This window comes from Candidatus Midichloria mitochondrii IricVA, from assembly GCF_000219355.1.
Lineage (GTDB): Bacteria > Pseudomonadota > Alphaproteobacteria > Rickettsiales > Midichloriaceae > Midichloria > Midichloria mitochondrii.
Genome location: NC_015722.1, coordinates 410,563 through 434,904, shown reverse-complemented (window position 1 = coordinate 434,904; position 24,342 = coordinate 410,563). Strand labels below are relative to the sequence as shown.

Below are 24,342 nucleotides of genomic sequence, written 5' to 3'. Positions count from 1 at the left end.
TTTCAAGTAATTTGTTTGTGTAATACTCAGCTTACAATTAAAAGTTGTCAGAATGCAACCCTAAAAAGAATCAGTTGCTGCAAGATATGATCACTGTATATACAGACCTAGATAATAGACTAGAAAAACAAGAAATGAGTATAGGAGACTCTATACCGTATGGGACCGTTTTGATAGATTTATACGAGCCTACAGCCAAAGAAGAGCAATATATAGAAAATATTCTGCAAATCAATATACCAACTCGAGCTGAAATGGATAAGATTGAAGTTATGAGCCCTTTTTATAAAGAAGGCAACGCTCATTATATGACGGTTACAGTTTTGGACAAATCTTCTAAAGAAGACCATCCAGATAGCATGGCAGTGACCTTTATTTTGACAACAGAATATATTATCATACTACGTTATAGCACCCCTTGGTCCCTGGTGAATTTTATAGCTCGTGCAACAAGAGGAATTCATCAATGCAATTCTCCAGAAACTGTTTTAAGTGGAATATTAGAATCTTTTATTAATAAAACGGCCGATGTGTTAGAAGAAGCTGGTAACGAGCTCGACGATTTATTAAAGGCTATCTTCGAAAAAAGCTCCAAACAAGAAATTATTTCATCGAAAAGATATAACTCAGTAATCCGGAAAATAGGCCATACCGGAAATCTAATTTCAAAAAATCGTGAGAGTTTAGTTAGTATCAACAGACTTCTTATATACTTCAGTCAGATTGATGACAACAATAGGTTAACTTCTAAAAAAGAGTTTAAGTCTAAGTTCAAAAACTTAGCCAGAGAAGTCCACTCTCTTGGGGAATATGGCAATTTTCTCTCACAAAGAAACAGCTTTTTATTGGATGCAACGCTTGGGATGATTTCAGTAGAGCAAAATATGATAATCAAAGTCTTTACAGTGGCCTCTGCAGTATTCATGCCACCTACACTTATTGCGAGCATTTACGGAATGAACTTTGAAAACATGCCTGAACTATCCTTGACCTTCGGTTATCCTATGGCACTTGGCGTGATTATTATATCCGCCTTATTGCCGTATTTCTTCTTTAAAAAGAAAAAATGGCTTTAGACAAATGGATTATATTTCCAAGGTCACTTTTTGGTAGGTTTTTTTTAATAATAGTTATGCCGGTTATCATAATCCAACTTGTTACTGCATATATATTTTATCAACGACATTGGGATAATGTTAATAAGCACATGCAGCATTCCCTTGTTTCCGAACTTACCTTTTTAGTAAAGTTAATAGATGGAGTGACAAACCAAATGGAGTTAGAAAGAATAATCAAAAACTGGCAGATAGTTTTTCTAGCAAAAATTGAAGTAACAAGCCCTTTAAAATATAGTACTAAAAGAATGTACGCCGATCGCTACAAATTTGATAGCTTAAAAACCGCTCTCGAATCATCTTTAACCAGGCAAATATCTTTATATTACATTTCAGAAAGAGGTCTAATAGGGTGCGATATACCTCTTGCTCAATTTAACTTACATACCGAATTTTCAGGCAGGCGCATACATAGCCCCACAACTTATGTGTTCATTTCTTGGTTAGTCGCCACATCTGCCTTGCTCGTGATAATTGCTATTTTATTTATGCGCAATCAAGTTCGTTCTATCTTAAAGCTTACAGAAGCCGCTAATAAATTTGGTAGTGGCCAAAAAGTAGTTGAATTTAGACCCACAGGCGCTCATGAAATTAGAACTGCTGGCTTTGCTTTGATTAAAATGAAAAAAAGACTAGAACGCAATATACAAAATAGGAGTGAAGTATTAACCCATATCTCTCATGATTTAAGAACACCAATTACTAGAATGAAATTAAAGCTTGCGATGTGTCAGGATACTAATTTATCTACTTCTTTAGAAATCAATCTGAAAGAAATGGAAGAATTACTATCCCGTTACTTGAAATTCGCCAAAGGAGAAGGTAACGAAGAAAGTCAACTTGCTGATATAAATGAGATAATATTGGAAAGAATACACAACTTTCACGACCCAAGGATAAATTATACTAGTAAGGAAACAAATTGTAAAATTAATATTAAAATTAATGCTATAAAAAGAGTGATCGATAATGTAATAAATAACGCTTGCAAGTTTGGCAAAAATAAGGTTGTTATTGAACTAAGATGTTCCGAGGATTTAGTAATTATTACAATTGAAGACGATGGCCCAGGAATCGAGCCGGAACTACATAAAAAAGTTTTCGAGCCTTTCTTCCGTATGAATGAAAATAAAGAAGGATTCGGTTTAGGGCTTGCTATAGTAAAAACAACAGTGCAAGCTCATGGAGGGTTTATAAATCTTAGTAGAAGTACTTCTTGTGGAGGATTAAAAATACAAATATCATTGCCTAGATTATGAACAAAATAAGTATTTATATATTAATTTGATTACATGGCCTCAAAACTAGAGCTAATATGCCAAGCCGCAAATATCAAAATGACCCCACAAAGAAAAGTCATAGCTGAAGTTATATCTAATTCTTCTGATCATCCGGATGTAGAAGAAATATATAAAAGAGCGAACTTAATTGATCCAAATATAAGCCTAGCAACCGTTTATCGGACTGTGAGCCTTCTTGAGCTACATAATCTGCTTAAGAAATTAGAAATAGGTGACGGTAAAGCAAGATATGAAGCCAATTATTCAAACGCCAGACATCACCATCATTTGATCGATGTGGATAGTGGAGAAATTCTAGAATTTGCAGATGAAGAACTAGAACAGCTTAAAGAAAAGATTGCTAAAAAGCTTGGTTATGAATTAACTGACCATAGACTAGAATTATACGGCAAAAAAATAAAGCCTGAATGAGGGATGTTTAGGTATAAAATTACTGTAGAATATGACGGCAGCAAATTTTGTGGCTGGCAGCGACAAAAAAATTGCATTTCAATCCAAGAATCCATAGAAAATTCTATAGCTAAATTTGCACATAAAGAAGTAACCGTTTTTGGCGCTGGCCGCACTGATGCAGGGGTGCATGCCTTTGAGCAAGTTGCGCACTTTGACCTAGAACAAGATTATCAACTTCACAAGATAAAAAGCGCTATTAATCACTTCGTAAAGCCTGATATTGCGGTTTTAAATATCGAAGCAGTATCAACAGATTTTCATGCACGTTTTAGTGCAAAAAAGAAAAGATATATTTACCGGCTAGTCAACCGGGATTCCCACCTAGCCATTATGCATACTAAAGCTTGGTTAGTAAAAGAAAAAATGGATGTAGATAGCATAAGAAAGGGAGCATTAATATTAACTGGTGAACATGATTTTGCTAGCTTTAGAGCAAGTTCTTGCCAAGCCAAAAACTCTGTCAAAACCATTGATAAGATTGAGATCATAAAAAGAGAAGGAGAAGTTATAGATTTTATCTTCGAAGGCAAGTCCTTTCTTCATAACCAAGTTAGAATAATGGCTGGAGCTCTAAAAAATATTGGGATAAAGAAATGGGATTGCAAAAGATTGCAAGAAGTTTTAAATGCTCAAGATAGAAAAGTTGGACCGGAAACCGCGCCCCCTTGTGGACTCTATTTAGCAAAAATTTGGTATAGTTAAAAATGATAAATCTGGCAAAGATAGACAAACAAATAATCTGGCACCCTATAACTCAAGACAAGATAGCTGACCTACCCGTGATCATCAAAGAAGGAATGGGTCCTTATTTGATAGGTCAGGATAATAAGAAATATCTTGATCTAATTTCGAGCTGGTGGGTGAATCTTTACGGTCACGCTAATCCGCATATTGCAAAGGCCATATACGAACAGGCGCTAAAACTGGAACAAGTCATTTTTGCAGGCTTTTCACATGAGCCAGCAATTAACTTATGCATGGGTTTACAAAAAATATTACCTCAACCATTAAAAAGATTTTTCTTTTCTGACAATGGCTCTAGCGCCACCGAAATTGCTATCAAAATGGCGTTCCAGTATTGGTTTAACCAAAAAGATTATAATAAAAAATCCTATATAAGTTTTGCTGGGGGGTACCACGGTGACACAATCGGAGCTATGAGTGTTGGACAATCACCTTTACATAGAACTTTTGGCGCACTTCTTTTTAAAAATCACCATATTCCCTTCCCCCAAACTTGGGATGGTGATCTCGATGTAGAATTAAAAGAGGAAATATCTTTAAACGCTTTGCAAGAAATTATAAAAAAGCACAAAGATGAAATAATTGCGCTCATGGTTGAGCCCTTAGTGCAGGGAGCAAATGGGATGCAAATATGCCGTCCTTCCTTTTTAGAAGAAATCTGTAAACTCACTAGAGAGGCTGGTATCTTAGTCATCTTTGATGAAGTTATGACCGGCTTTGGACGCACAGGAAAAAATTTTGCATTTGAGCATATAGATTTTGTGCCCGATATCATTTGTTTATCCAAGGGACTAACAGGCGGATTTCTACCCTTAGCCCTCACAATAGCAACTGAAAAAATATTTGAGGCATTTTTAGGGAATAACATGCAGGTTGCATTTACTCATAGTCACTCCTATACTGCCAATCCATTAGGATGTGCTGCAGCAATTGCCTCTCTAGAACTATTAGTAAAAGCTGAAACCACAGAAAACATTAGTACTATAAAGGAAGCGCATACTATTGGTCTACAGAAGCTCCTTGCAACTGAAGCAAAATTAGAGAAATTCAGACAAATTGGAACCATTGCAGCTTTCGATATGGTATTGCCGGATGATTTAGACCTCTTTAAAGTTGCACTATCTTTGCGCAGAAAATTTATAGAAGCAGGCTATATAATAAGGCCGTTAGGTAAAACACTTTACTTGCTACCTCCTTACTGCACTTCTGCACAGGAACTTGAGCAATTCTATGAGAATATATCAGCAATTATAGCTGAAGAATTTTAATTTAAACGCGAAGTGTAGAAAATGATCGAGCTGGTCAAGTTAATCAGCTGTAGAAAGCATTATTGAGTGCTAGATAGTTAATTTCTTGTTATAAAAGAATTATGTTTTAAGCCATTCTTCTATCTGCTCTCTGCTGCTTGCTGTTACTACCTTATGCTCTTTTTCATAGCTTCCTTTTCGCTATGTTTTTGGCCGGGTCTAATCCTTGATGCCTTTACCAATAATGCATGCCAAATAAACCAATGCTGCTACCTATCATGCCGATCATTAAACTAATCGTCGCAAAATCTCCTACTATATAGCAGTTATACAGGTAAAGATTATAGCTAATGTCACTGAAGCTATATTATAAAAGACGTAGAATTTGTCCAAAACCTCAGAAATCCAGCAGCAAGCGGTACTATCATAATTGGCATCCAGAAATTACTGGATAGCCACTCTAATTCCATCACTCCTCTTTTTCCAAAGAGATAGTATAATAGCTAAAATAGCTATTATAAAAGTGGATAACCTAGCAATGATTAAAGCTTGTTTTTCAGTTAGAGGAATCAATTTTCCAACAATATCATGTAAGCAGAGTACACTTGTGGCTATTTAGCCAGGAATCCGCTGTCGACATTATTACCGCCAACAAACCAGCAATCACTACTCCTTTTATCCCAATCATCAAATGATTCGCAATAAAATAGATAAAAGAGCAGTATTAGGACCAATTTCTGGAGCCTGAGCTCTAATAAAAAACCCAATTAAACAGATCATGAGTATAAAAAGATATTTAAAGCAGCTACAATTCCAATACACCTGACCAACTGTTTAGAGTCTCTAATTAACAAAAATCTCTGTACGAAAGTTCTAGCAGTTTGCGGTAATAAGCTGTAAAAAATTAAGCTCACAAAAATAACCAAATATTGTTTTTGGTGAGATTAAGACTTAGCGTCTCCTTAAGCAATGAGCTCACTATATTTTCATAACCTCCTGCTCCACGATGGGCAAAAGAGCATGCCAAAGGAATGCCACTATCCAAAAATTGTAAATTGAAATACATCAGTGAATGTCACGGCACGTATCCCGCCCTGAGTATAATGCTAATATTGAAGTACTGACTATTGTACCATAAGAAGTTTTGGGATCTGGAAAAAATAATGAATGATATAGCCCATGGCAGTAGCCTGTAGCGCTACTAACCCAATAGACGTAAATATAGAAGCAATATTAGTAACCCATCTCGCAATTTTACCATATAAATGCTCCATAATATCACTAATTGATATGCGCCCCTTGGCAATGCCTGGTAATTATAGACAGCAACAAGATGGTATGATATCTTCGTAGTAGAATGGGTGGAGTAGAAATGACAATTAAGTGTAAATATTGCGGCTCTAGCGAGCAGGTGAAGAATGGTGTGGTATAGGGACAGCAAGAGGTAATAGGTGCAAGAATTGCAAAAAGAATTACCGAGAAGGTGATAAGCGGCAGAATACACTATGAATGATAGACTTAAAACCTAACCTTGAGGACTGTGGAATTAGGATGATAGAGAGACTGACTGGGAAAATCCATAACAGCCAAATATCTTCATGGATCGAAGGACGGGGGGCGCTATGTGCAAGAAAAGTTAGATAAGAGCTGCAACAGCACAAAGTCACTTAAGGATATCGAGGTCCTAGAGATTGACGAGCTGTGCACATATAAAAAAAGACCAAAGAATGGAAGTGGGAGTACACCTTTATATTGATTGCTGTTGATAGAGGAGCGGGTGAAATTATTGATTTTGAAGTAGGTGGACGGGGAGCAAGGCAACCTACCTGAACCTGTCATTTAGGCTTTGAGGAACGTTATAAAATTGAGCATGTACAGATGATTACAGCGTTTACGAATACTATAAAAATCTCCACGCACCATCACGAAACAAAGGCTGGGACATCAATTATTAATATTCTTAAGGTTATGTTCTTTGGCGCCCTTTATAGATATAAAACCGTGCATTTGCTCTTCTACTTTATTTTTTTAAGGATGGAGTATGGTAGCAATGCCTCTTCTTATATTCAACTAAATTCTTTTTGGCAAAAATAAATATTATTTAACCCCAGTTTGAGGTAAGTTTTAAAGAAATTATCTGATATGGCTTCAAAGAAGCTGTGTAACCATTAAGTTTCTCTCAATTTCACGATAAATAAGGAAAATGGTTCTCTTAATTGAAATATTCTGTTCGATCGGTGAGTTTTGCAAGCGACAACTCACGTACCAAAGATCCTTAAGAAACTCGCAGAGACAAAGGGAACGAGAGTCTGGGATGATGCTTTCCGAAGTTATAACGATCCTCGTTTTGTTTCATTTGAGGGCATTACCGGATTCAAAGATTTTTACCTAAACTGTGTTCAAATCTCTCTCAGAGAGGGATTGCCGAAGCTTATCAGCTACAATCGCTTTGTTGAGCTGATGCGAGACGCGGTCATTCCGTTGGTCATTCTGCTGAATTGCTGCAAAGGGAAATAAACAGGTACGTTGACTCAACAAAAAGCTGGAAAAGGTTTGTCATAACTCACGTACTAGCCGTAATAAGGTCCTTAAAGGCATCGCTCAGCGTGGGAAACGTCGACCCGGATGGTTCTTTGGCCTCAATGATCAAGGAGAGATTATGTCATTCATACTGACTTCGGGTAATACAGATGATCGAGCCGTTGTCGAAAAAACTGACTCAATATTCGACAGGCCTTCTATTCGGAGATCGGTGGTATATAAGCAAAAACACTGAGCAATCAAGGTATTGAGCTCATCACACGGCTTAAGAAAACAAACCAGCTTGCGGCTTTTAAACAACTGCTTCTTGCGAGGGCGTGGATTGATTGAAACAGCCATCGGACAATTGAAAGAGATTTGCCAAATCCAGCACACACCGGCATCGCTCGCCAAACAATTTCTTGGCAGACCTCTTTCTCAGGGCTCTTGGCTTATGTCTTCAACCCAATATTATCTCATGGAAAAATAGGCTCACGGGCATACTCCTTAACGTCAAACTGAGGTTACTTAGAATGGGCTGCAGAAACAGAGCTATCTACGGCTAGAGTTGCTTGGGATGCTACTCTTTATGAAACAGATAGCGATAACTATTGCAAAACCGAACACTCGTTTGGAATCACTGCATTATGATGTAAGCAACACCTCTCTCTATATGAAGCAATCTCTAAGTCCCATTTTTCCTTATAGCTTTAATAATACCCCTTAATGTTCTCACATCTTGAGAATGGGGATGCATACGCATAATAATATTTCTTATATTTTGCATCATGCCCTCCTTCTTTTCAGGGACTTGGAAAAAATTTGCTGCATCCAACTCACTTTCTAAGTGTTTAATAAGATATGATATCTCTGCTTGGGTGGCTTTCTGAGTCAAATTAAATTCGTTGGTGTTGGATTGATCAAGTTTTGACAGTTCATAGAGTATGATACAAACCGCTTGCGCTAAATTTAAGGATGGATTAATTCTTGAAGTCCTGATTCGTACAATTTCATCTGCAAAAGATATTTCTTCATTTGTAAGGCCGCTTCTTTCTCTGCCGAACATTAACCCTATTGAATGTTTAGAATCAAGATGCTGAGCAATCTTCTGCACGCTATCGCTTGGGCCGTTAACCGTTTTTGCTAAATATCTAGTATTAGCTGTTGTTGCGATAAGGTAGCTTATATCAGCGATTGCTGATCTGATATCTTGAAATATTTCTGCTTGTTCAACAACAAACTTCCCGTGTACAGCCATTTCTAACGCCTTCTGGTTAGGCCACCCGTCTCGAGGATTAACTATGCGTAAATTACAACAGCCAAAGTTACTCATAACCCTGGCTGTTGCTCCTATATTTTCTCCCATCTGAGGTTCAATCAGTATGACAAAAATACTGGAATGCATGATAGAAAATATTTTGAGAATTAGAAGAATCTCCTGCGTTTCTGCCCTTCATCAGAATTATCATTTTTTCTGCCAGATCTTTTATCTTCAAGATTTCCCCTATCACTACGGCCTTCGCCGCGGCTGCCTATATCGCCGCGTCCTTCTTCACGACGACGGCCTCCCCTTTCACCGCCACGCTCTCTACCGTGCCCGCCTTTGCGACCGAATTTAGAAGATCTATCAGAAGATTTATCTTTGGGAGCTCTCTCTGTGCTTCCGAAGCTAGAGCTGCTTTCATACCCATTCTCGCCGCCGTTTATAATACTTTTAATACTTAAACGTACTTTACCATTTCTTTCCAAACCAATCACTTGAACGGTAACTGATTCACCTTCTGATAAGACATCTTCAATGTTTTCGACTCTTTCATTAGCAATCTCACTGATATGAAGCAATCCTTCCATAGCTCCCAAAAATCTAACAAAAGCTCCAAAAGAAGCTAGTTTTGTTACTGTGCCTTCATAGACCTTGCCAATTTCTGGGACTGCAACAATATCATTAATCATTTTAAGGGCAATTTCTATAGATTCAGCTGTTACACCTGCAACATTTATCTTGCCGGTTTCTTCTATATCTATCTTCGCACTACTTTTCTCGCAGATTTCCCTAATCACCTTACCGCCAGAGCCTATTACTTCTCTGATCTTGTCCTTATCAATTTGAATACTAACAATTTTAGGAGCATAAGGGCTTGCTTCTTCTCTAGCCTTTTCAATAGTTTTAGCCATTTCAGAAGAAATATGATTTAACCCCTTCATGGCTTGATCCAAAGCAACTTCCATAATTTCCTGACCAATACCGCCAATCTTTATATCCATCTGCAACGCAGTAATACCATCTCTAGTGCCAGCCACCTTAAAGTCCATATCACCTAAGTGATCTTCATCTCCCATGATATCTGACAAAACTACAAAATTATCGCCATCCTTTATTAAACCCATGGCAATCCCTGCTACCGGCTTAGTAATGGGAATGCCAGCTGCCATCATCGATAACGATGCTCCGCAAACTGTCGCCATAGAGGACGAACCATTTGATTCAGTAATTTCAGCAACTACCCGAATGGTATAAGGAAACACTTCCTTCGAAGGCACAACTGCTGCGATTGCCTTCAAAGCGAGTTTACCATGTCCTACTTCCCTTCTTCCAGGAGCCTTTAATGCGCTTGCCTCACCGACTGAATAAGGAGGAAAATTATAATGAAGCATAAGGTGGTCAGATTTATTCCCTAATAAATCATCACTCATCTGCTCATCTTGAGAGGTGCCTATAGTGGTCACAACAAGGGCTTGGGTTTCTCCGCGGGTAAATAACGCCGAGCCATGAGCTCTTGGCAGTAAATCAAGCTCGCAATTTATAGGCCTGATTTGCTCTAAGTTTCTACCATCAATACGTCTCTTGTCCTTTACAATCATATTGCGTACAATTTTATAGCACATTGAGTTAAACTCTGTTCTAACTGCGTTTTCAGCAATCTCTTCAGAAACCAGCTCACTTAGAGCTTTCTTTCTCGCCTCATCAACTAAGTTATATCTTAATTGTTTATGCGGCTCAAGATATGCTTGATTTAAGCTCTTACCAACTAAGCTATTTACTTTCTTAGATAACTCTTTGTGGCCAACTACTTCAAATTTCCATTTTTCTTTTTTAACTTCTTTAGCCAAAGCATTAATCATTTTAATCACCGGCTTAAATGCCTCTTGACCATACATGACCGCTTCAAGCATTACAGATGCAGGTAATTCCTTTGCTTCTGATTCAACCATCAAAATTGAATCTTTAGTTCCAGCAACCACCAACTCTAAGCTGGACTCTAAATCCTTACTTTGATTTAAAGTAAATTCTCCGTTTTTATAGCCTACCCTTGCAGCTGCAATTGCTTCAGTAAATGGAATTTCTGAGATCGCTAGAGCAGCAGAAGTACCTATTATAGAAAGTATGTCTGGATCATTAACTCCATCATAAGAAAGTACAGTACATATAACCTGCACAGCATTATGATACCCTTCAGGAAACAAAGGCCTAATAGGTCTATCGATTAACCTAGAGACTAAGACCTCTCTTTCGCTTGGTTTGTTCTCTCTTTTTATAAAACCACCTGGAATTCTTCCAGAGGCATAAAACTTTTCTTGGTAATGAACAGTAAGCGGCAAAAAGCCTGCGTCAACCGCAGATTCTTTCTCTCCAACCACCGTACATAAAACTACTGTTTCTCCCATAGTTGCAACAATAGCCGCACTTGCTTGTCTGGCTATTTTACCAGTTTCTAGAGTGAGCGTGCCCCCTCCCCACTCTATTTGTTTTTTGATAATATCAAACATTTAGTATCCTCTTTAATTTACTGCTTATGGTTCGCAGTATCCCAAAATAATTTATTTTCTTAAACCTAACTTAGCTATTAAATCTTGATGTGCAGACTCATTAACTCTCTTATAATAAGCTAAAAGTCTCTTTCTCTTATTTACCATAACTAGCAAACCTCTTCTTGATTGGAAATCTTTGGGGTTTTGTTGGGCATGCGATGTTAAATTATTAATTTGTTCTGTAAGTACAGCACACTGTACTGCAACAGAGCCCGTATCATTATTATTCTTAGCAAATTCTTTTATTAAACTACTCTTCTTTTCTTTAGTAATCGACATCGTTTTCTCCTATTTTAATTTGAATCTATAATCATTAATAACCCGTTTAGGAATTAATTCAGAATCCTTAAAAATACAAACCGCTACAACCTCCCCCCCTGTAATATCATATACAACAAGCCTTTGGCCCTCACGGTAATTTAAGTTCTTTATCTGAACTCTTCTTCCTTGACGTAATGCCTTGACTTCTTGTTCATTAATACGCAAGACTAAGATGTCGTCCAGCAGAGCGTTCACTGGCTGCAAAAAATCAAAAAGCACTTCAAGCTGGCGAGCATTATGCACTAACTGTAATAAATAATCCAGCTTTATTGAATCAAATTGTGTAAATTTACCAATCTTGATCCTTCTTAAATATGAAACATGGCCGCAAGCTCTTAATTTATCTGCAATATCTCTGGCAAGAGATCTTACATAAAAACCTTTGCCGCAACTCACCTCAAAAGTCGTCGTGTCATTTACATGATTAATTAGCTTTATGCCCCTCAAGAACACCTCTCTTTCAACCAAAGAAAACTCCTGGCCTGCTCGAGCCATTCCATAAGCTCTTTTCCCATTTATATGTAGAGCAGAATATCTAGGGGGTTGCTGTTTTATTATAGAACTATGTTTGAATTCTTCTACGCAAGCTGTAATCTCTACTAATGTTGGAATAACCGCAGATGCTTGGGTTACCGATCCGGTTAGATCTAGCGTATCCGTACTTGTTCCCCATTTTATTGAAAATCCATAAGTTTTTTCTTGATCCATTACATAATCAACAAGCTTTGTAGCTTCGCCAATTGCTGCAATGAGCATGCCTGAAGCAAATGGATCGAGGGTTCCTGTATGTCCAATCTTACTAGGCTTAACAAATCTCTTCAATTTATTAATTGCAGCTGCTGAACTCATTCCTTGTGGTTTATCTATAATAAACCAGCCGTTTATTCTGTCATTGAGCACCGGTTCAAAGTAAAAAAATAATTGCCGTAAATTGGCTGAGCAAATGATTTATAACCAGAAAATATCCAACCGTTGAATACTACAACACCTGTATCTCTCTCAATTATTTCAATAAAAGCTTTGTAGTTTGAGGATAAACTAACACCTACCTCTTGCACACAACGTTTTGCTTGTATCTGTAGATTAGCAAACTCAATTCTTTCATTTACTTTATTTTTTAAATTCACTATTCTGCCAAAGCTTACGTCTACAACTTTTAAATTAGCAATTTTACAATCTTTATTGATTGCAGCTTCCTTAGGAATTAACATAGTATTACTTCCGTTCTCTTCGTCCGGATTAATCCAAATACTTTTATTATCATCTAAAGAAGCATTTTCCTGCTCAAATATAGAAAATACCGACTTATTCTCTTGTTTTACCTCAGCTGACCCTATATTTAAAAAAGCCGAATAATAAAATAAAAAAATAGAAAGTTTTTTTAGTAGCATCTTTTAGCCAGGGATATTCATCGAATCAATTTCATCAGATATGCTGTTATGGCCTCTCCCCTGATCAGTGTATCCCTCTTTCAATTCAATATTATTATCTTTGGAATCTGCTTTTTTTTCAGCCCCACCAAATATAAATTTACCTATTAAAGATTCAAGACTTAACGATGATTGAGTGAATTCTATCACTCCACCATTATTTAAATACTTCCCATCTGATCCTGGAACGAGTGATATATATTTATCGCTCATCAGCCCAAGACCGATTATTTCAGCAGAGGTATCTATCGGCAATTTAATATCTTGCTTTATTTTCATTTGTACTAAGGCATGATAGGTTTTTTCATCAATAGATTGCCCAACAACCTTACCGACCGTTATACCACTTATTTTTACGGGAGAACCAACGCTAACTCCATCTATTTTATCAAATTCAGCTTTTATGATATAGCTATTCTCATCAACAGCAAAAAATCCCCCTTCCTTATAGGCAACAACTACCGAACCAATTGCCAACAACAAAACAATTAATCCAACTATCGTCTCCACAACACTTTTATTCATCTACCGCCGGCCTCCATGGTTTATAACTTTGCTTCAATCTTTTGTCAGTCTTATTTGGAGAGTAAGAAAAACTCGTCCCAGTTAAATTGGGCATATGATTTTTTTCCCAATGGTGACTCTTATGTATAGCATCGTTTTTGTTGGGTGGCAAATCAGCCTGGTAGTGTAGCCACAAAAACCATGCACTCGGTACTTTGCTCCCAATCGGTAAACCATTATAACAGACCCACCTATTCTCTCTACCAAAATCTCTAAGCATTCTAGTACTTCTAAAATAAATATTGCCAAACTCATCTTGACCTACCTGCTCTCCGAACAATTTGGTATATAATTTTGTTGCAAATGTCATAAATTATTTAATATATCTTGCTAAAATAAAATTTAAACTTTGAGGCTTGATCCCAAGTTCTTCTAAGGCGTTCTCAGAAGTTACTACACTGCTTTTCTTTAAAAACTTAACTTGATCAGCAGTCAATATTGGAGTTGGCAAAATAGTTTGTAAAACATATGCCACTAATAAAGATAAGCTGAATGGTAAAGGTATAAATATCCTTCTTTTATTTATTAAAGACGCAATAAGCTTAAATAGCTGCTTTAGCGAGTATTGTTTTTTTCCTCCTATTTCAAATATTTTGCCCGCAACTTGCGAATCAGGCAAGTTACAGCACTTCTCTATTGACGCAGCCACATCATCAACATATATAGGTTGAAATTTCGTCTTTCCCAGAACAACCATTGGAACAAAAAATGAATATCTTATAATTCTAGCAAATAAATTTAGAAATCTATCTTCAGAACCAAATATTACACTAGGCCTCAATATTACCGCTTCGGGGAATTCGTTCAATACCGCACTTTCACCTGAAATTTTACTCATACTATAATCTGACTTACTAGTTTTGCAAGTCAGAGCTGAGATATGCACTAGCCTTGAAACATTATTTAGCCTTGCAAAATGTGCTATCTTTTCTGCTAGCTCAATATGCACTGATTGAAAGGTTTCCTTTTTCGTTTGGAACAAAATTCCAATTAGATTTATCACGTGAGTTGATCCTGCAAGTAATTCCTGCCACTCCATCTTTAAATTCGGTACTTTTTGAAAAGATACTTGACCAACAGAACACATCAGAGATAAATCCTGCCTAAAACTTGCTGATCTTCCAACTACAATTATCTTAGCATTAGTTTTGGCTAGTCTTCTTATTACATAACGTCCAACGAATCCACTACCACCAAAAATTACTACTCTACTATTTTCATCAATATCCATTGCCTTAAAACCGATTCAATAAGTACGCTTATAGCTTGCAAATTTCATTTTATACTATTAAAGATAAATTAACTGGTCAATTCATTTGCTGTTAAATTAAGCACTATTAATCAGTAAATTTACAAATTGTTTTAATTTTTAAGAGAATAAAAAATGAATAAAGAAGAGAAATATCCCTTTAAACTGTCAGACCTCCCTTATGCAAAAAATGCTCTCGAGCCCACAATCTCAGCTAACACATTATCTTTCCACCATGAAAAACATCATCAGACCTATGTAACAAATTTAAATAATTTAATAAAAGATCGTCACTTTTCCTCTCTCTCTTTGGAAGAAATTATAAAAGAGACGGCTAATGAAATAGCAGAAATTGCAATATTTAATAATGCCGCTCAGGTGTGGAACCACACCTTTTATTGGCATTGTATGCGCCAAGGTGGCGGCGGAGCCCCAACGGGTAATTTACTAAGACAAATTGAAAGAGACTTTGACAATTACGATAATTTTAGGGCAGAATTTAGTAGAGCTGCCTTGTCGCGATTTGGCAGCGGGTGGGCGTGGCTGATCTGGGACAAGGATCAGAGACGCTTATTAGTAACAAAAACTGGAAATGCTGATTTGCCAATGGTGCATGGGCAAGTGGCTCTGCTTACTATTGATGTCTGGGAACACGCATATTACCTAGATTACCAAAATCGTAGAGTTGATTATATCACTGCCTTTTTGGATCATCTTGTGAATTGGCAGTTTGCAGAAGAAATTTTTGCTAGGTGCTAATTACAAATTACTAGTCCCTGGCAAACCAATTAAAAAATGAGCCATGGGATTAAAGGATTTTTTTGCAAGACTAAAGAATAAACAAGGGGTTGCCACGCCTTCGGACGTAGCGGTACTACGTAACTGGTATAAAGAGAGGTACGAAAGCACCGTTATCCAGCGTAATCTTTTATTTGTCATATCAGTCGCGTCGCTGGTAATAATTACCTTTTCCGTTTTCGTGATCAGATATGTCAGAAGCACCAGATCTATAGAGCCCTTCATCATTGAAATAGAGAGAAAAACAGGCGTACCAACCGTGGTTGATCCAGTAACAATTGAGGCATATTCCGCTAATGTGTCCGTAAAACGTTATTTTGTCTGGAGATATATAACAGCAAGAGAAGAATATTTTCCTTCGACGTATACATATAATTATACAACCACTGTGAGGGTATTATCAACCCCAGAAGTATACTTTGGCGACTACAGGCCAAAATATAGTATGGCTAATCCGACAAGCCCCTATAATTTATACTCTCAAGGTAGTAGTCGAACTGTTAAATTAAAATCCATGATATTTACTAATGACTCCTCTGCTCAAGTTAGAATTTCAATGGAAGTTACTGGTTTAATGAATATGAAGATGGATAAAATAGTTTTCATTGAATTTGATTTTCAGAACATTGAAATGAACGATGAGGAAAGATTAATAAATCCTTTGGGTTTTAGGGTTAAGTTATATAGGATAGAGGATGAGAGAATTCAGTAGCTTATTTATGCGATACATTACTTTGATCGTTTGTGTCCTTTTTGTTTTTAAAACTGCGAATGCCCTATTGGATAAGCCTATAGCTACAGATAGCAGGATTAGAACATTCGTTTATAGCCAAAATGAGGTGTTTAGAATAGCAGTCCACTATGGTTATCAGACCAATATAGAATTTGCGGATGGAGAGGAAATACAAACTATATCAGTAGGTAATAACTATGCTTGGCAATTATCACCCCTCGGTCGCCGGCTATTTATCAAACCCTTGGAGGAAAATATTCTTACCAATATGACTTTAATAACTAATAAACGCACGTACCAATTTGAATTACAATCTAAAGATCTAGCGGGATTGACAGATGATGAATTGGTTTACGTGGTAAGGTTTTTTTACCCGGATGAGAATCAAGATATAATATCTCCAGAAACATCAAGTGTAGTTGCTGAAAATGATACGATACCAGCAATACAACCTTACAATTTTGATTATAAAATTAGCGGGCCAGTGTTCTTAGCCCCAACAAAAGTCTTTGACGATGGAATTAATACCTATTTCAAATTTCCTAAGAATTTAGATAAGGTTCCGGTCATTGAAAATAAAATAGGCAGCAACCTTATTAAAACTGCTCCCAAAAAAGCTAAAAGATTATATTTTAGTAAATACTACCGGCACTTCTTTTCTTATTTCATTAAATAATCAAAAAAGTGGAAATAATTAATAACAAATTGGTTGGACAGAGCAATGGAAAAAGTAAATGATCAGGATTCTTCTAATCCAGTAGTTGAAACAAAATCTCAGCCCGAAACCCCTGGAGGAAACTCTAATCCAAGCAGTTCCCAACAGCCAGTTAGTGGCGGTAATAAAATTGATGGTATAAAAGCTGCTAAAAATAATATGCAAGAGCAATTCTCTTCAGTCGCAATTAACTCCGATCATAAAAAGCTAGTAGGCTTACTGTCGTTAGTGGCAATCGGAGCATTAGTTTATTTTCTTTTTTTTAGCGGCACTCCGACCCCCGATAAGCAAAAAGATGACTATAACAAAAAGATAGAAGCCAATAAAGAAGAGATAGTAAAACAATCAATATCGCTACCAAAGGTAGCGGTCAACGACAACACGAATGTAGTACAGCCTGCTAAATTACCTGATCCTTTGCCAGTTGCAGATCCTACCCCACCCGCTCCGCCACCAGCTCCAGTGCCAGTTGCACCTCCTGCACCTGTAATTATAAACAATAATAAATCTACACCGCCTGCTCCCCCATTACCTCCTTTTATACAAACAGCCCCGAACAGTGGAGCAGGCTCCCCTTCCGTGCCACTTAATCCCTTTGATTCGAGCGCTGAAGAGCGAAAAAAAATGCTTGAACGGAAACGTAAAGCAGGAATTATGGTCACAGGCAGTGGTAAAGGAGGAGCAGGAAGTTTAGAACTTGATAAAAATGATAAAAACAATAAAGAAGATGATACTGCTAAGAAGTCTTCTAAAAGTGAGTTCCTAGGGTTTGGTAATGGCTCTTTAGATAAAGAATCTGTAGGTAAATCTTCAGCCCCCCAAGTCGTAGCTACAAAAGTCTCTGACTTAAATAGAACTATCTTGCAAGGAAAGATAATTAACTCTGTTCTAGAAACTGCTATAAATACAGATATACCTGGTACGTTAAGAGCGATTGTAACGCGTGATGTTTATTCTGAGTCAGGTAATAATGTTTTAATACCCAAAGGTTCTCGCCTTGTTGGTACTTATGAATCAGAGGTTAAACCCGGACAAACCAGAGTTAGTATAATGTGGAATAGGTTAATTCGGCCGGATGGAGTAGATATAGCTATTGAATCAGCAGGAACCGACGCTCTTGGTAGAGCTGGGGCTGTAGGCCAGGTAGATAGTAAATTCTTCTCTCAGCTTCTTAATGCTTTCTTGGTTTCTTATGTTATTCCACTTGGGGCCCAGCAGCTTTCAGGCTCTGGCAACAACCAGATTTCAACCTCGACATCTACAGGAGGCATCGGTACAACTACTACCAATACTGGCACAGCTAAAGATTTTACTCTACAGCAAGCCGCCCAAGATTTTAGTAAATTAGCTTCAGATACAGTAAAAAATAATTTTTCATCTAAACCGACTATTAGCATCGATCAGGGTACTGTAGTCGATATTTTGGTACAAAAGGATTTAATTTTTCCAACAAGTATAGCAGGTAGCAGGACGGTATTACCATGAGTTTAGCAGCGTTAGAAACTTATCTAGAACCATTAAAAAATCTCTTTGCCGAAGAGGGAGTAAATGAAATATCTATTAATAGACCAGCAGAAGCCTGGGTGGAAAAAAAAGGAGATATTAGGCAAGAAGTCCTTACCCAATTGGATTTTAATCACCTAAGAGAGCTTGCACAGTTAATTGCTCAGTCAACCGAGCAAACTATTAGCGAAGAAACCCCTCTTCTGTCGGCTACATTGCCAACTGGATTTAGGATACAAATTGTTATTCCTCCTGCCTGTGAGCCAGGAACTATAGGTATGTCTATAAGAAAGCCCTCTTCAATGAACTTGGATCTTGACGGCTATGAAGAATTAGGGACTTTTGATAATATTGCAGTTGAAGAAGAGGTTGATAATAATACTCTTGTACTTAAAGATTTACTGATCAAAAAAGATATCAAAAACTTTTTATTAGAATCGGTATTAAGAAAGAAAAATATAATAATAAGTGGTGGTACCTCAACTGGTAAAACTACGTTTACCAACGCCATGCTTAGAGCTATACCTATTGAGGAAAGGATTATCACCTGCGAAGATGCTAGGGAGATTGACCTAAAAGATCATCCGAATAGAATACATCTACTTGCCTCTAAGGGCGGCCAAGGTAGAGCTAAAGTTACCACTCAAGACTTAATAGAAGCCTGCTTAAGGTTAAGACCCGATAGAATAATCGTGGGTGAGCTACGGGGGGCTGATGCCTTCAGTTTTTTAAGAGCTATCAATACCGGGCACCCGGGTTCGATTTCTACTTTACACGCTGACACTCCTAAGATGGCACTAGAACAGTTAAAACTAATGGTAATGCAAGCGGGCCTTGGTATGCCTCCTGATCAAATTAAGGAATATATATTGAATGTCGTTGATATTGTAGTACAGTTAAAGAGAGGCGCCAAAGGAAGAAGATACGTATCTGAGATTTACTTCAAAGGCGCACAACATTAAAAATGGGTTTATCTTATGGGTGACACAATTAAAAATTTCATTATCGCCTTTGGGTCTTTTATGACTTTGTTGCTCCTTTGCATTTATTTGGGGGGGCTTTATTTTTGCATGGAGCGAATTTGGTAGCGGCCATATTTTAAATCCTATGTTTATAAAGTCATTTACTCCTTTTTTCCTATTTAATTACTTATGGAATTTGGTGGTATGATTATTTCAACGTTATTACACTCGATTACAATAAATACTTTGCCCTAAGATACATATTTAGCGTAATTACTCCTATCTTCTTGTATGTATCTCTTGCTTGGCATTATAGAGGGGCCATATATGAACTTAGACCTTTCAAAAAACCTGAATCAATACATGGCGACGCTAGGTGGGCAACTGAAGGGGACATCAAAAAAGCTGGGTTAAGGACCGAAAAAGGGATGCTAATTGGTAGAGATAAAAAAGGATTTTTAGTAGCCAGCGGTTATCAACATGCCCTTTTATTTGCTCCAACCGGCTCTGGTAAAGGTGTTGGATTTGTCATTCCTAATCTACTTTATTGGCAAGATTCAGTGTTTGTTCATGATATTAAACTCGAGAACTATGAGTTAACAAGCGGTTGGCGGCAAAAAATGGGGCAGAAAGTCTATTGCTGGAATCCTGCTAACCCTGATGGAATTACACACTGCTACAACCCAATAGATTGGATTAGTACGAAGCCAGGTCAGATGGTGGATGATGTGCAAAAGATTGCAAATTTAATTATGCCAGAAAAAGAATTTTGGAATAACGAAGCGCGCTCTTTATTCGTTGGTGTGGTTTTATATTTAGTGGCTGCAAAAGATAAAATTAGGTCTTTTGGTGAAGTTGTACGCACTATGAGAAGTGACGACGTAGTTTACAATCTAGCTGTAGTTTTAGATACTTTAGGAAATGATATACACCCAGTTGCCTATATGAATATAGCCGCCTTTTTACAAAAAGCTGATAAAGAAAGGTCGGGGGTAATTTCTACAATGAACTCTAATCTTGAGTTATGGGCTAATCCTCTAATTGATACAGCAACCGCAAGCAGCGACTTTAATGTTTCAGAATTCAAGAAAAAGCTCACTACAGTTTATGTTGGTTTAACCCCTGATAACCTGCAAAGATTGCAACCATTAATGCAGGTATTTTACCAACAATGTACGGAATTTTTATCAAGAAAAATGCCAGGACCAGATGAGCCATATGGTGTTATGTTTATGATGGACGAATTCCCAACTCTTGGAAAAATGGAACAGTTTATGACTGGTATCGCATATTTTAGAGGGTATCACGTTAGACTATTTTTAATCATCCAAGATACAGAGCAGCTCAAAGGTATCTATGAAGAACACGGTATGAATTCATTCTTATCAAATACCACTTATAGGATAACATTTGCTGCTAATAACGTTGAAACTGCAAACCTTATATCCCAGTTAGTTGGTAATAAAACCGTTGACCAAGTTTCAACCAGTAAACCTAAATTCTTAGACTTCAATCCCGCCTCCAGGTCTTTAAATGTCTCTCAAACGCAACGTGCTTTACTTTTGCCACAAGAAGTGATTGGATTACCTCGCGATGAACAGATTATCTTAATTGAGTCTAGTCCGCCTATCAAATCTAAAAAGATAAAATATTATGAAGAAAAATTCTTTAAAAGTAGGTTACTTAAGGCAACTCCTGTACCCCAACAAGAGCCTTTTGATCCAAGAAAGTTTAAAGAAAGCTTACAATCTAAAAAAACCAATGCCGAAGACGGTAATGATGCTAACTCTGCTGAAGCAGTTACTAATCAATAATGAATCCCTTTTAACGACCTCACCTCGTCTCTCAAAGCTCAGGTATTGCCTATGCGCCTGTTCCTTACTCTTTGTGCGGCGAGGAATTGGTATAATTTTCAATAATAGATACGATAATTATGGAATTTGATTTATACATCAAAGCTTTTTTTTCATTTATAGCTATTATCGCATTGATTATATGTATAGGACTAATAATAAAGTATGTCCAAGCGACTAGCATGAAAAAATCTAAAAGAGAAATTTTTATTCAAGAAATACTTTTAGTTGATAACAAAAATAAAATAGCTTTAATAAAACGTAAAAAGAGTAAATACGTTTTGCTTTTAAGTGAAAATAATAACCTGCTTATAGATACAATAAATGAAAGCTAAAACATTGTTGCTAACGCTTGCTATCTTCTTAACTTTATTGCTTGAAGGAACATATAGTCATGCTCAGTCCTTGACTATCGATTTAGGTAAGAGCGATTTAATGAGCGCCAAAATAATTCAGCTTATAGGCTTGATTACCATATTGAGTATTGCACCATCAATATTAATAATGGTTACCTCTTTTACCAAAATTTCTGTAGTACTGTCTTTTGTCAGAACGGCGGTTGGTTTACAGCAGACCCCTCCTAATCCTGTCATTATAAGCCTAGCGCTATTTTTAACCTTCTTTATTATGGCTCCAACTTTTGAAAAAGCGTATGAGAATGGCCTTTATCCGTTAATGCAAAATACAATTAAAGAAGCAGCAGCATTACAAAATATAACTAATCCTTTCCGTGATTTTATGTTAGATAATGTAAGAGAAAAAGATTTATCACTATTCTCTAATATGGCTCGACTGGAAGCCGAAGAAGCCTTAAAGGAAAACATACCACTACATGTATTGATCCCTGCATTTATGATTAGCGAGCTTAAAAAAGCTTTTGAAATTGGCTTTCTTATATTCTTACCTTTTTTAGTAATCGATATGCTAGTTTCATCTATTCTCATGGCTATGGGTATGATGATGTTGCCTCCTGTAGTTATCTCATTACCCTTCAAGATTATCTTTTTTGTACTTATTGATGGTTGGTATATGCTTTGCGGTAGCTTAGTTAAAAGCTATGGTCTATAGGCAAGAATTATAACTCCTGAACGCTGCTAGATAACCTTGGTCACATAAATAAAAATAGATAACTTCATCATACATAATTCTCAGTTTCATAATAATAATCATCATAGGTAATAATCGGAGCTGCACACTGCCAACCTGCACTTCACCCCGCTGCGCATTTACTATTGATTACTGTATGGGGGGCCTCCTTATTTAGCAGGAGATACTTCTCAAACTGTTTAAGCAATCTGAAAGAGGATAAATTGATTTTTTCATAATTATCATAGTCATAGCATAGCCGAAACTTATCATTGCCTACATATTTAGCAATTTCTTTAGCAATATTAAGTGCGAGATCACTAACGAAAAGACCAATAAACACTTGTAAGGCTTTCTTCCATGAATCAAGCCAGAATTTAGTGCTAGCGGTAAGGGCTGAAACTGCTAATAAATTTATAGCCAATATAAAGCAATCCAACTGGTTTACATACCAAAGTCTCTTGCCAACTTGGCCAGCTGAACCTCTATCTCTTCGACCATTCTTGTATCAATAATCTGTTTATTTTTAGATAAATAAGCATAATCAATTACCTTTAACTTCACTAGTTTATCTTGAGAAGATAATAATGCGGGAGCGTGGATACCAATATGACAATAATTTTTTAAAGATATCGAGGTGCCTGCAATAGCTCCTATATGAAGTAGGCTAAAATTGGCAATACTGCTTTCACATTTTAATAATATTTTAGAATTAAATAATTTCTCTAATCCATCAAGATCATGGTTGATAATATGGTGGATTGACTGTTTTAGTGGGTGGTTTTTGAATAAATTTATCTGCAGTTTTAACTATAAAATTACCACAACCATTTATATCAATAGCGTGTGAGTTACAAGGTAAACCAGTCTTTTCTAAATTTTCTAATACTGCGCCAACAACACGAGTAAATTCTGCCTTTACTTCATAATTTGGTCTCTTAAAGAAGTAGCCTTCTCTGTTCGTTTTACAGTCAAACATCCAGAATGTAATAACAAATATGCAAGAGATTTTTGGATAGTTTTAGGCGCATAATCATAATACCTCAATAAATTAGCATCATTTTTTCAAGTTCTAATCTTTCTTCTTTGCCTCCTATCAAGGCCCAGAGCGACTGCTGCATATTTTTGCTAGTAATATAGCATAGTAATTTTTCCAACATAATGCTCGCACCACTTTTTACCCAATAATTTCCTGGTTCAAACCTATTTTGTACAACTTCATTCAAATATTTAGTTACAAGCCCCAGAGGTTATAAACATTCGAAGCTACGGAACCAACTAGCTGCAGTCTATATCCATTATACCAGCCCTAATATTTTCATTTACCGAGTTCTCTTTATCCCCAAGCATAAGCTTTGCCACTAAATTCCTTACCTCTTCTCCTGAAAAACCAAAGCTACGGCCAAAATTAGGTTTACTATTCCATAAATACTCACATTGGTTAAAGCCCGAATCGCTTTCTCTTTTTAAGGTATCAAAAATTCCTGTTAAGATGAGCTTTTCTCTGTAACGATTATCTTTGCCAGCTGCTGCTAAAATTGAGGTTATTAATTCCACTGCCTCTTTTAACAGATTATGATTTATTGGACTTAATTCAAGAAGCATATTCACAGGTTTGTCATATTCATCTATTAAGATATAAGAGTTCTTCTCATTGTGTACATGTAATAAGTGGCTTAAAAATTCTAGACTATTTTTTAGTGCTTCTTTTGTAATATTGCCACTAATATATTCATTAAAATCTTCTTTGAAGTACGATTCTATTTTTCTACTATAGTTTAAATAATTATATTCCCTAAATAGTTCAGTTATCTTGACTTTGAGTGCATTTATCAAATCTTCTATAGAGTTAATATAAGGCAAATATCCCCAAAAATGATAAAGATAACCGGATGCTGGCCCTGCTCTTCCATATAAAGTCCACCATCTGCTTTAGCA

29 protein-coding genes and 1 pseudogene are annotated in these 24,342 nt (G+C 36.7%); 19 read left to right on the top strand and 11 right to left on the bottom strand.

The genetic code is table 11. From position 1 onward, the window contains the following. The first annotated feature begins 74 nt into the window (after positions 1 to 74). From MIDI_RS02330 to MIDI_RS09260, 11 genes are all read left to right on the top strand, one after another. Positions 75 to 1,076, top strand: a complete 1,002-nt coding sequence (locus MIDI_RS02330; RefSeq protein WP_148234106.1) for a magnesium transporter CorA family protein — start codon at positions 75 to 77, stop codon at positions 1,074 to 1,076. Beyond that, entirely contained in the window at positions 1,067 to 2,374 is a 1,308-nt protein-coding gene (locus MIDI_RS02325; RefSeq protein WP_013950982.1) for an ATP-binding protein, read from the top strand. The genes MIDI_RS02330 and MIDI_RS02325 overlap by 10 nt, the downstream gene beginning before the upstream one ends. 33 nt (positions 2,375 to 2,407) lie before the next feature. Next, entirely contained in the window at positions 2,408 to 2,827 is a 420-nt protein-coding gene (locus tag MIDI_RS02320) for a Fur family transcriptional regulator (protein ID WP_013950981.1), read from the top strand. Between the two features lie 3 nt (positions 2,828 to 2,830). Continuing rightward, positions 2,831 to 3,571: a tRNA pseudouridine(38-40) synthase TruA gene (truA, locus tag MIDI_RS02315; protein ID WP_013950980.1), complete on the top strand. Its 741-nt coding sequence runs from the start codon at positions 2,831 to 2,833 to the stop codon at positions 3,569 to 3,571. Between the two features lie 2 nt (positions 3,572 to 3,573). Next, positions 3,574 to 4,881, top strand: a complete 1,308-nt coding sequence (bioA, locus tag MIDI_RS02310) for an adenosylmethionine--8-amino-7-oxononanoate transaminase (protein ID WP_013950979.1) — start codon at positions 3,574 to 3,576, stop codon at positions 4,879 to 4,881. A 1,488-nt stretch (positions 4,882 to 6,369) separates the two neighbouring features. Further along, positions 6,370 to 6,504: a hypothetical protein gene (locus tag MIDI_RS09705; protein WP_272940984.1), complete on the top strand. Its 135-nt coding sequence runs from the start codon at positions 6,370 to 6,372 to the stop codon at positions 6,502 to 6,504. After that, positions 6,485 to 6,616, top strand: coding sequence for a hypothetical protein (locus MIDI_RS09700; RefSeq protein ID WP_272940983.1), 132 nt, complete (start codon positions 6,485 to 6,487; stop codon positions 6,614 to 6,616). The genes MIDI_RS09705 and MIDI_RS09700 overlap by 20 nt, the downstream gene beginning before the upstream one ends. A 488-nt stretch (positions 6,617 to 7,104) precedes the next feature. Further along, positions 7,105 to 7,377 (top strand): intracellular growth attenuator family protein, encoded by a 273-nt coding sequence (locus MIDI_RS07845; RefSeq protein ID WP_148234105.1) that lies wholly within the window; start codon positions 7,105 to 7,107, stop codon positions 7,375 to 7,377. After that, a complete protein-coding gene (locus MIDI_RS09265; protein WP_237697410.1) occupies positions 7,359 to 7,535 on the top strand; it encodes a hypothetical protein in 177 nt (58 codons plus the stop codon). Before MIDI_RS07845 ends, MIDI_RS09265 begins: the two co-directional genes overlap by 19 nt. Beyond that, positions 7,457 to 7,636 carry a transposase gene (locus MIDI_RS06875; RefSeq protein ID WP_237697432.1) on the top strand — a complete coding sequence of 60 codons (180 nt, stop codon included), beginning with the start codon at positions 7,457 to 7,459 and terminating at the stop codon, positions 7,634 to 7,636. The genes MIDI_RS09265 and MIDI_RS06875 overlap by 79 nt, the downstream gene beginning before the upstream one ends. A gap of 87 nt (positions 7,637 to 7,723) precedes the next feature. Further along, positions 7,724 to 7,870, top strand: a complete 147-nt coding sequence (locus MIDI_RS09260) for a hypothetical protein (RefSeq protein WP_160162209.1) — start codon at positions 7,724 to 7,726, stop codon at positions 7,868 to 7,870. A 195-nt stretch (positions 7,871 to 8,065) separates the two neighbouring features. On the opposite strand, the gene MIDI_RS02300 is transcribed toward MIDI_RS09260, so the two are convergent. From MIDI_RS02300 to MIDI_RS02265, 8 genes are read right to left on the bottom strand one after another with little or no spacing between them, the layout of a single operon-like run. Further along, on the bottom strand, positions 8,066 to 8,785 hold the full coding sequence (locus tag MIDI_RS02300; RefSeq protein WP_041185384.1) for an RNA methyltransferase: 720 nt from the start codon (positions 8,783 to 8,785) through the stop codon (positions 8,066 to 8,068). A 20-nt stretch (positions 8,786 to 8,805) separates the two neighbouring features. Beyond that, positions 8,806 to 11,148 carry a polyribonucleotide nucleotidyltransferase gene (gene pnp / locus MIDI_RS02295; protein ID WP_013950974.1) on the bottom strand — a complete coding sequence of 781 codons (2,343 nt, stop codon included), beginning with the start codon at positions 11,146 to 11,148 and terminating at the stop codon, positions 8,806 to 8,808. A gap of 51 nt (positions 11,149 to 11,199) precedes the next feature. After that, positions 11,200 to 11,469 carry a 30S ribosomal protein S15 gene (rpsO, locus tag MIDI_RS02290; RefSeq protein ID WP_013950973.1) on the bottom strand — a complete coding sequence of 90 codons (270 nt, stop codon included), beginning with the start codon at positions 11,467 to 11,469 and terminating at the stop codon, positions 11,200 to 11,202. A 9-nt stretch (positions 11,470 to 11,478) separates the two neighbouring features. Continuing rightward, on the bottom strand, positions 11,479 to 12,360 hold the full coding sequence (gene truB / locus MIDI_RS02285; RefSeq protein ID WP_013950972.1) for a tRNA pseudouridine(55) synthase TruB: 882 nt from the start codon (positions 12,358 to 12,360) through the stop codon (positions 11,479 to 11,481). A 32-nt stretch (positions 12,361 to 12,392) separates the two neighbouring features. Further along, on the bottom strand, positions 12,393 to 12,902 hold the full coding sequence (locus tag MIDI_RS02280) for a DUF2155 domain-containing protein (protein ID WP_013950971.1): 510 nt from the start codon (positions 12,900 to 12,902) through the stop codon (positions 12,393 to 12,395). A 3-nt stretch (positions 12,903 to 12,905) separates the two neighbouring features. Beyond that, a complete protein-coding gene (gene mlaD, locus MIDI_RS02275; protein WP_052567671.1) occupies positions 12,906 to 13,466 on the bottom strand; it encodes an outer membrane lipid asymmetry maintenance protein MlaD in 561 nt (186 codons plus the stop codon). Continuing rightward, the gene (locus MIDI_RS02270; RefSeq protein WP_013950969.1) at positions 13,459 to 13,815 is read right to left on the bottom strand and encodes an NADH-ubiquinone oxidoreductase subunit NDUFA12 family protein; all 357 of its coding nucleotides are present in this window, start codon (positions 13,813 to 13,815) and stop codon (positions 13,459 to 13,461) included. The genes mlaD and MIDI_RS02270 overlap by 8 nt, the downstream gene beginning before the upstream one ends. A gap of 3 nt (positions 13,816 to 13,818) precedes the next feature. Next, complete coding sequence (locus tag MIDI_RS02265; protein WP_013950968.1) at positions 13,819 to 14,736, bottom strand: complex I NDUFA9 subunit family protein; 918 nt, start codon at positions 14,734 to 14,736, stop codon at positions 13,819 to 13,821. Between the two features lie 153 nt (positions 14,737 to 14,889). Between MIDI_RS02265 and MIDI_RS02260 the strand changes: the two genes are divergently transcribed. From MIDI_RS02260 to fliP, 8 genes and pseudogenes are all read left to right on the top strand, one after another. Beyond that, complete coding sequence (locus MIDI_RS02260) at positions 14,890 to 15,513, top strand: superoxide dismutase (protein ID WP_013950967.1); 624 nt, start codon at positions 14,890 to 14,892, stop codon at positions 15,511 to 15,513. Between the two features lie 43 nt (positions 15,514 to 15,556). Beyond that, the gene (locus MIDI_RS02255; RefSeq protein ID WP_013950966.1) at positions 15,557 to 16,264 is read left to right on the top strand and encodes a VirB8 family type IV secretion system protein; all 708 of its coding nucleotides are present in this window, start codon (positions 15,557 to 15,559) and stop codon (positions 16,262 to 16,264) included. Between the two features lie 7 nt (positions 16,265 to 16,271). Next, positions 16,272 to 16,961: a TrbG/VirB9 family P-type conjugative transfer protein gene (locus MIDI_RS06260; RefSeq protein WP_148234103.1), complete on the top strand. Its 690-nt coding sequence runs from the start codon at positions 16,272 to 16,274 to the stop codon at positions 16,959 to 16,961. Between the two features lie 45 nt (positions 16,962 to 17,006). Next, positions 17,007 to 18,485, top strand: coding sequence for a TrbI/VirB10 family protein (locus MIDI_RS09695; RefSeq protein ID WP_013950964.1), 1,479 nt, complete (start codon positions 17,007 to 17,009; stop codon positions 18,483 to 18,485). Continuing rightward, the gene (virB11, locus tag MIDI_RS02240; RefSeq protein WP_148234102.1) at positions 18,476 to 19,465 is read left to right on the top strand and encodes a P-type DNA transfer ATPase VirB11; all 990 of its coding nucleotides are present in this window, start codon (positions 18,476 to 18,478) and stop codon (positions 19,463 to 19,465) included. Before MIDI_RS09695 ends, virB11 begins: the two co-directional genes overlap by 10 nt. 263 nt (positions 19,466 to 19,728) lie before the next feature. Further along, positions 19,729 to 21,199, top strand: a pseudogene (locus MIDI_RS02235) (type IV secretory system conjugative DNA transfer family protein); the annotation flags it as partial. Positions 21,200 to 21,398: 199 nt separating this feature from the next. Further along, positions 21,399 to 21,653: a hypothetical protein gene (locus MIDI_RS02230; RefSeq protein ID WP_041185382.1), complete on the top strand. Its 255-nt coding sequence runs from the start codon at positions 21,399 to 21,401 to the stop codon at positions 21,651 to 21,653. Continuing rightward, the gene (gene fliP, locus MIDI_RS02225; RefSeq protein WP_041185381.1) at positions 21,643 to 22,386 is read left to right on the top strand and encodes a flagellar type III secretion system pore protein FliP; all 744 of its coding nucleotides are present in this window, start codon (positions 21,643 to 21,645) and stop codon (positions 22,384 to 22,386) included. The genes MIDI_RS02230 and fliP overlap by 11 nt, the downstream gene beginning before the upstream one ends. Before the next feature lie 757 nt (positions 22,387 to 23,143). Here the strand turns inward: fliP and MIDI_RS02215 are convergent. From MIDI_RS02215 to MIDI_RS02205, 3 genes are all read right to left on the bottom strand, one after another. Further along, on the bottom strand, positions 23,144 to 23,383 hold the full coding sequence (locus MIDI_RS02215; RefSeq protein WP_013950959.1) for a hypothetical protein: 240 nt from the start codon (positions 23,381 to 23,383) through the stop codon (positions 23,144 to 23,146). Between the two features lie 64 nt (positions 23,384 to 23,447). Further along, positions 23,448 to 23,630 (bottom strand): hypothetical protein, encoded by a 183-nt coding sequence (locus MIDI_RS02210; RefSeq protein WP_041185379.1) that lies wholly within the window; start codon positions 23,628 to 23,630, stop codon positions 23,448 to 23,450. 52 nt (positions 23,631 to 23,682) lie between these two features. Beyond that, entirely contained in the window at positions 23,683 to 24,267 is a 585-nt protein-coding gene (locus tag MIDI_RS02205; protein ID WP_041185378.1) for an AAA family ATPase, read from the bottom strand. Positions 24,268 to 24,342 lie beyond the last annotated feature (75 nt).

Coding starts and splice junctions, on each gene's coding strand:
- MIDI_RS06260 (WP_148234103.1), top strand. CDS start 16,272: ATGCGATACATTACTTTGATCGTTTGTGTCCTTTTTGTTTTTAAAACT.
- pnp (WP_013950974.1), bottom strand. CDS start 11,148: ATGTTTGATATTATCAAAAAACAAATAGAGTGGGGAGGGGGCACGCTC.
- MIDI_RS02230 (WP_041185382.1), top strand. CDS start 21,399: ATGGAATTTGATTTATACATCAAAGCTTTTTTTTCATTTATAGCTATT.
- truB (WP_013950972.1), bottom strand. CDS start 12,360: ATGAGTTCAGCAGCTGCAATTAATAAATTGAAGAGATTTGTTAAGCCT.
- mlaD (WP_052567671.1), bottom strand. CDS start 13,466: ATGAATAAAAGTGTTGTGGAGACGATAGTTGGATTAATTGTTTTGTTG.
- MIDI_RS02265 (WP_013950968.1), bottom strand. CDS start 14,736: ATGGATATTGATGAAAATAGTAGAGTAGTAATTTTTGGTGGTAGTGGA.
- MIDI_RS09695 (WP_013950964.1), top strand. CDS start 17,007: ATGGAAAAAGTAAATGATCAGGATTCTTCTAATCCAGTAGTTGAAACA.
- MIDI_RS02215 (WP_013950959.1), bottom strand. CDS start 23,383: ATGTTTGACTGTAAAACGAACAGAGAAGGCTACTTCTTTAAGAGACCA.
- truA (WP_013950980.1), top strand. CDS start 2,831: ATGTTTAGGTATAAAATTACTGTAGAATATGACGGCAGCAAATTTTGT.
- MIDI_RS02280 (WP_013950971.1), bottom strand. CDS start 12,902: ATGCTACTAAAAAAACTTTCTATTTTTTTATTTTATTATTCGGCTTTT.
- bioA (WP_013950979.1), top strand. CDS start 3,574: ATGATAAATCTGGCAAAGATAGACAAACAAATAATCTGGCACCCTATA.
- MIDI_RS02320 (WP_013950981.1), top strand. CDS start 2,408: ATGGCCTCAAAACTAGAGCTAATATGCCAAGCCGCAAATATCAAAATG.
- fliP (WP_041185381.1), top strand. CDS start 21,643: ATGAAAGCTAAAACATTGTTGCTAACGCTTGCTATCTTCTTAACTTTA.
- MIDI_RS02260 (WP_013950967.1), top strand. CDS start 14,890: ATGAATAAAGAAGAGAAATATCCCTTTAAACTGTCAGACCTCCCTTAT.
- MIDI_RS09705 (WP_272940984.1), top strand. CDS start 6,370: ATGATAGACTTAAAACCTAACCTTGAGGACTGTGGAATTAGGATGATA.
- MIDI_RS02255 (WP_013950966.1), top strand. CDS start 15,557: ATGGGATTAAAGGATTTTTTTGCAAGACTAAAGAATAAACAAGGGGTT.
- MIDI_RS02270 (WP_013950969.1), bottom strand. CDS start 13,815: ATGACATTTGCAACAAAATTATATACCAAATTGTTCGGAGAGCAGGTA.
- rpsO (WP_013950973.1), bottom strand. CDS start 11,469: ATGTCGATTACTAAAGAAAAGAAGAGTAGTTTAATAAAAGAATTTGCT.
- MIDI_RS02325 (WP_013950982.1), top strand. CDS start 1,067: ATGGCTTTAGACAAATGGATTATATTTCCAAGGTCACTTTTTGGTAGG.
- MIDI_RS02300 (WP_041185384.1), bottom strand. CDS start 8,785: ATGCATTCCAGTATTTTTGTCATACTGATTGAACCTCAGATGGGAGAA.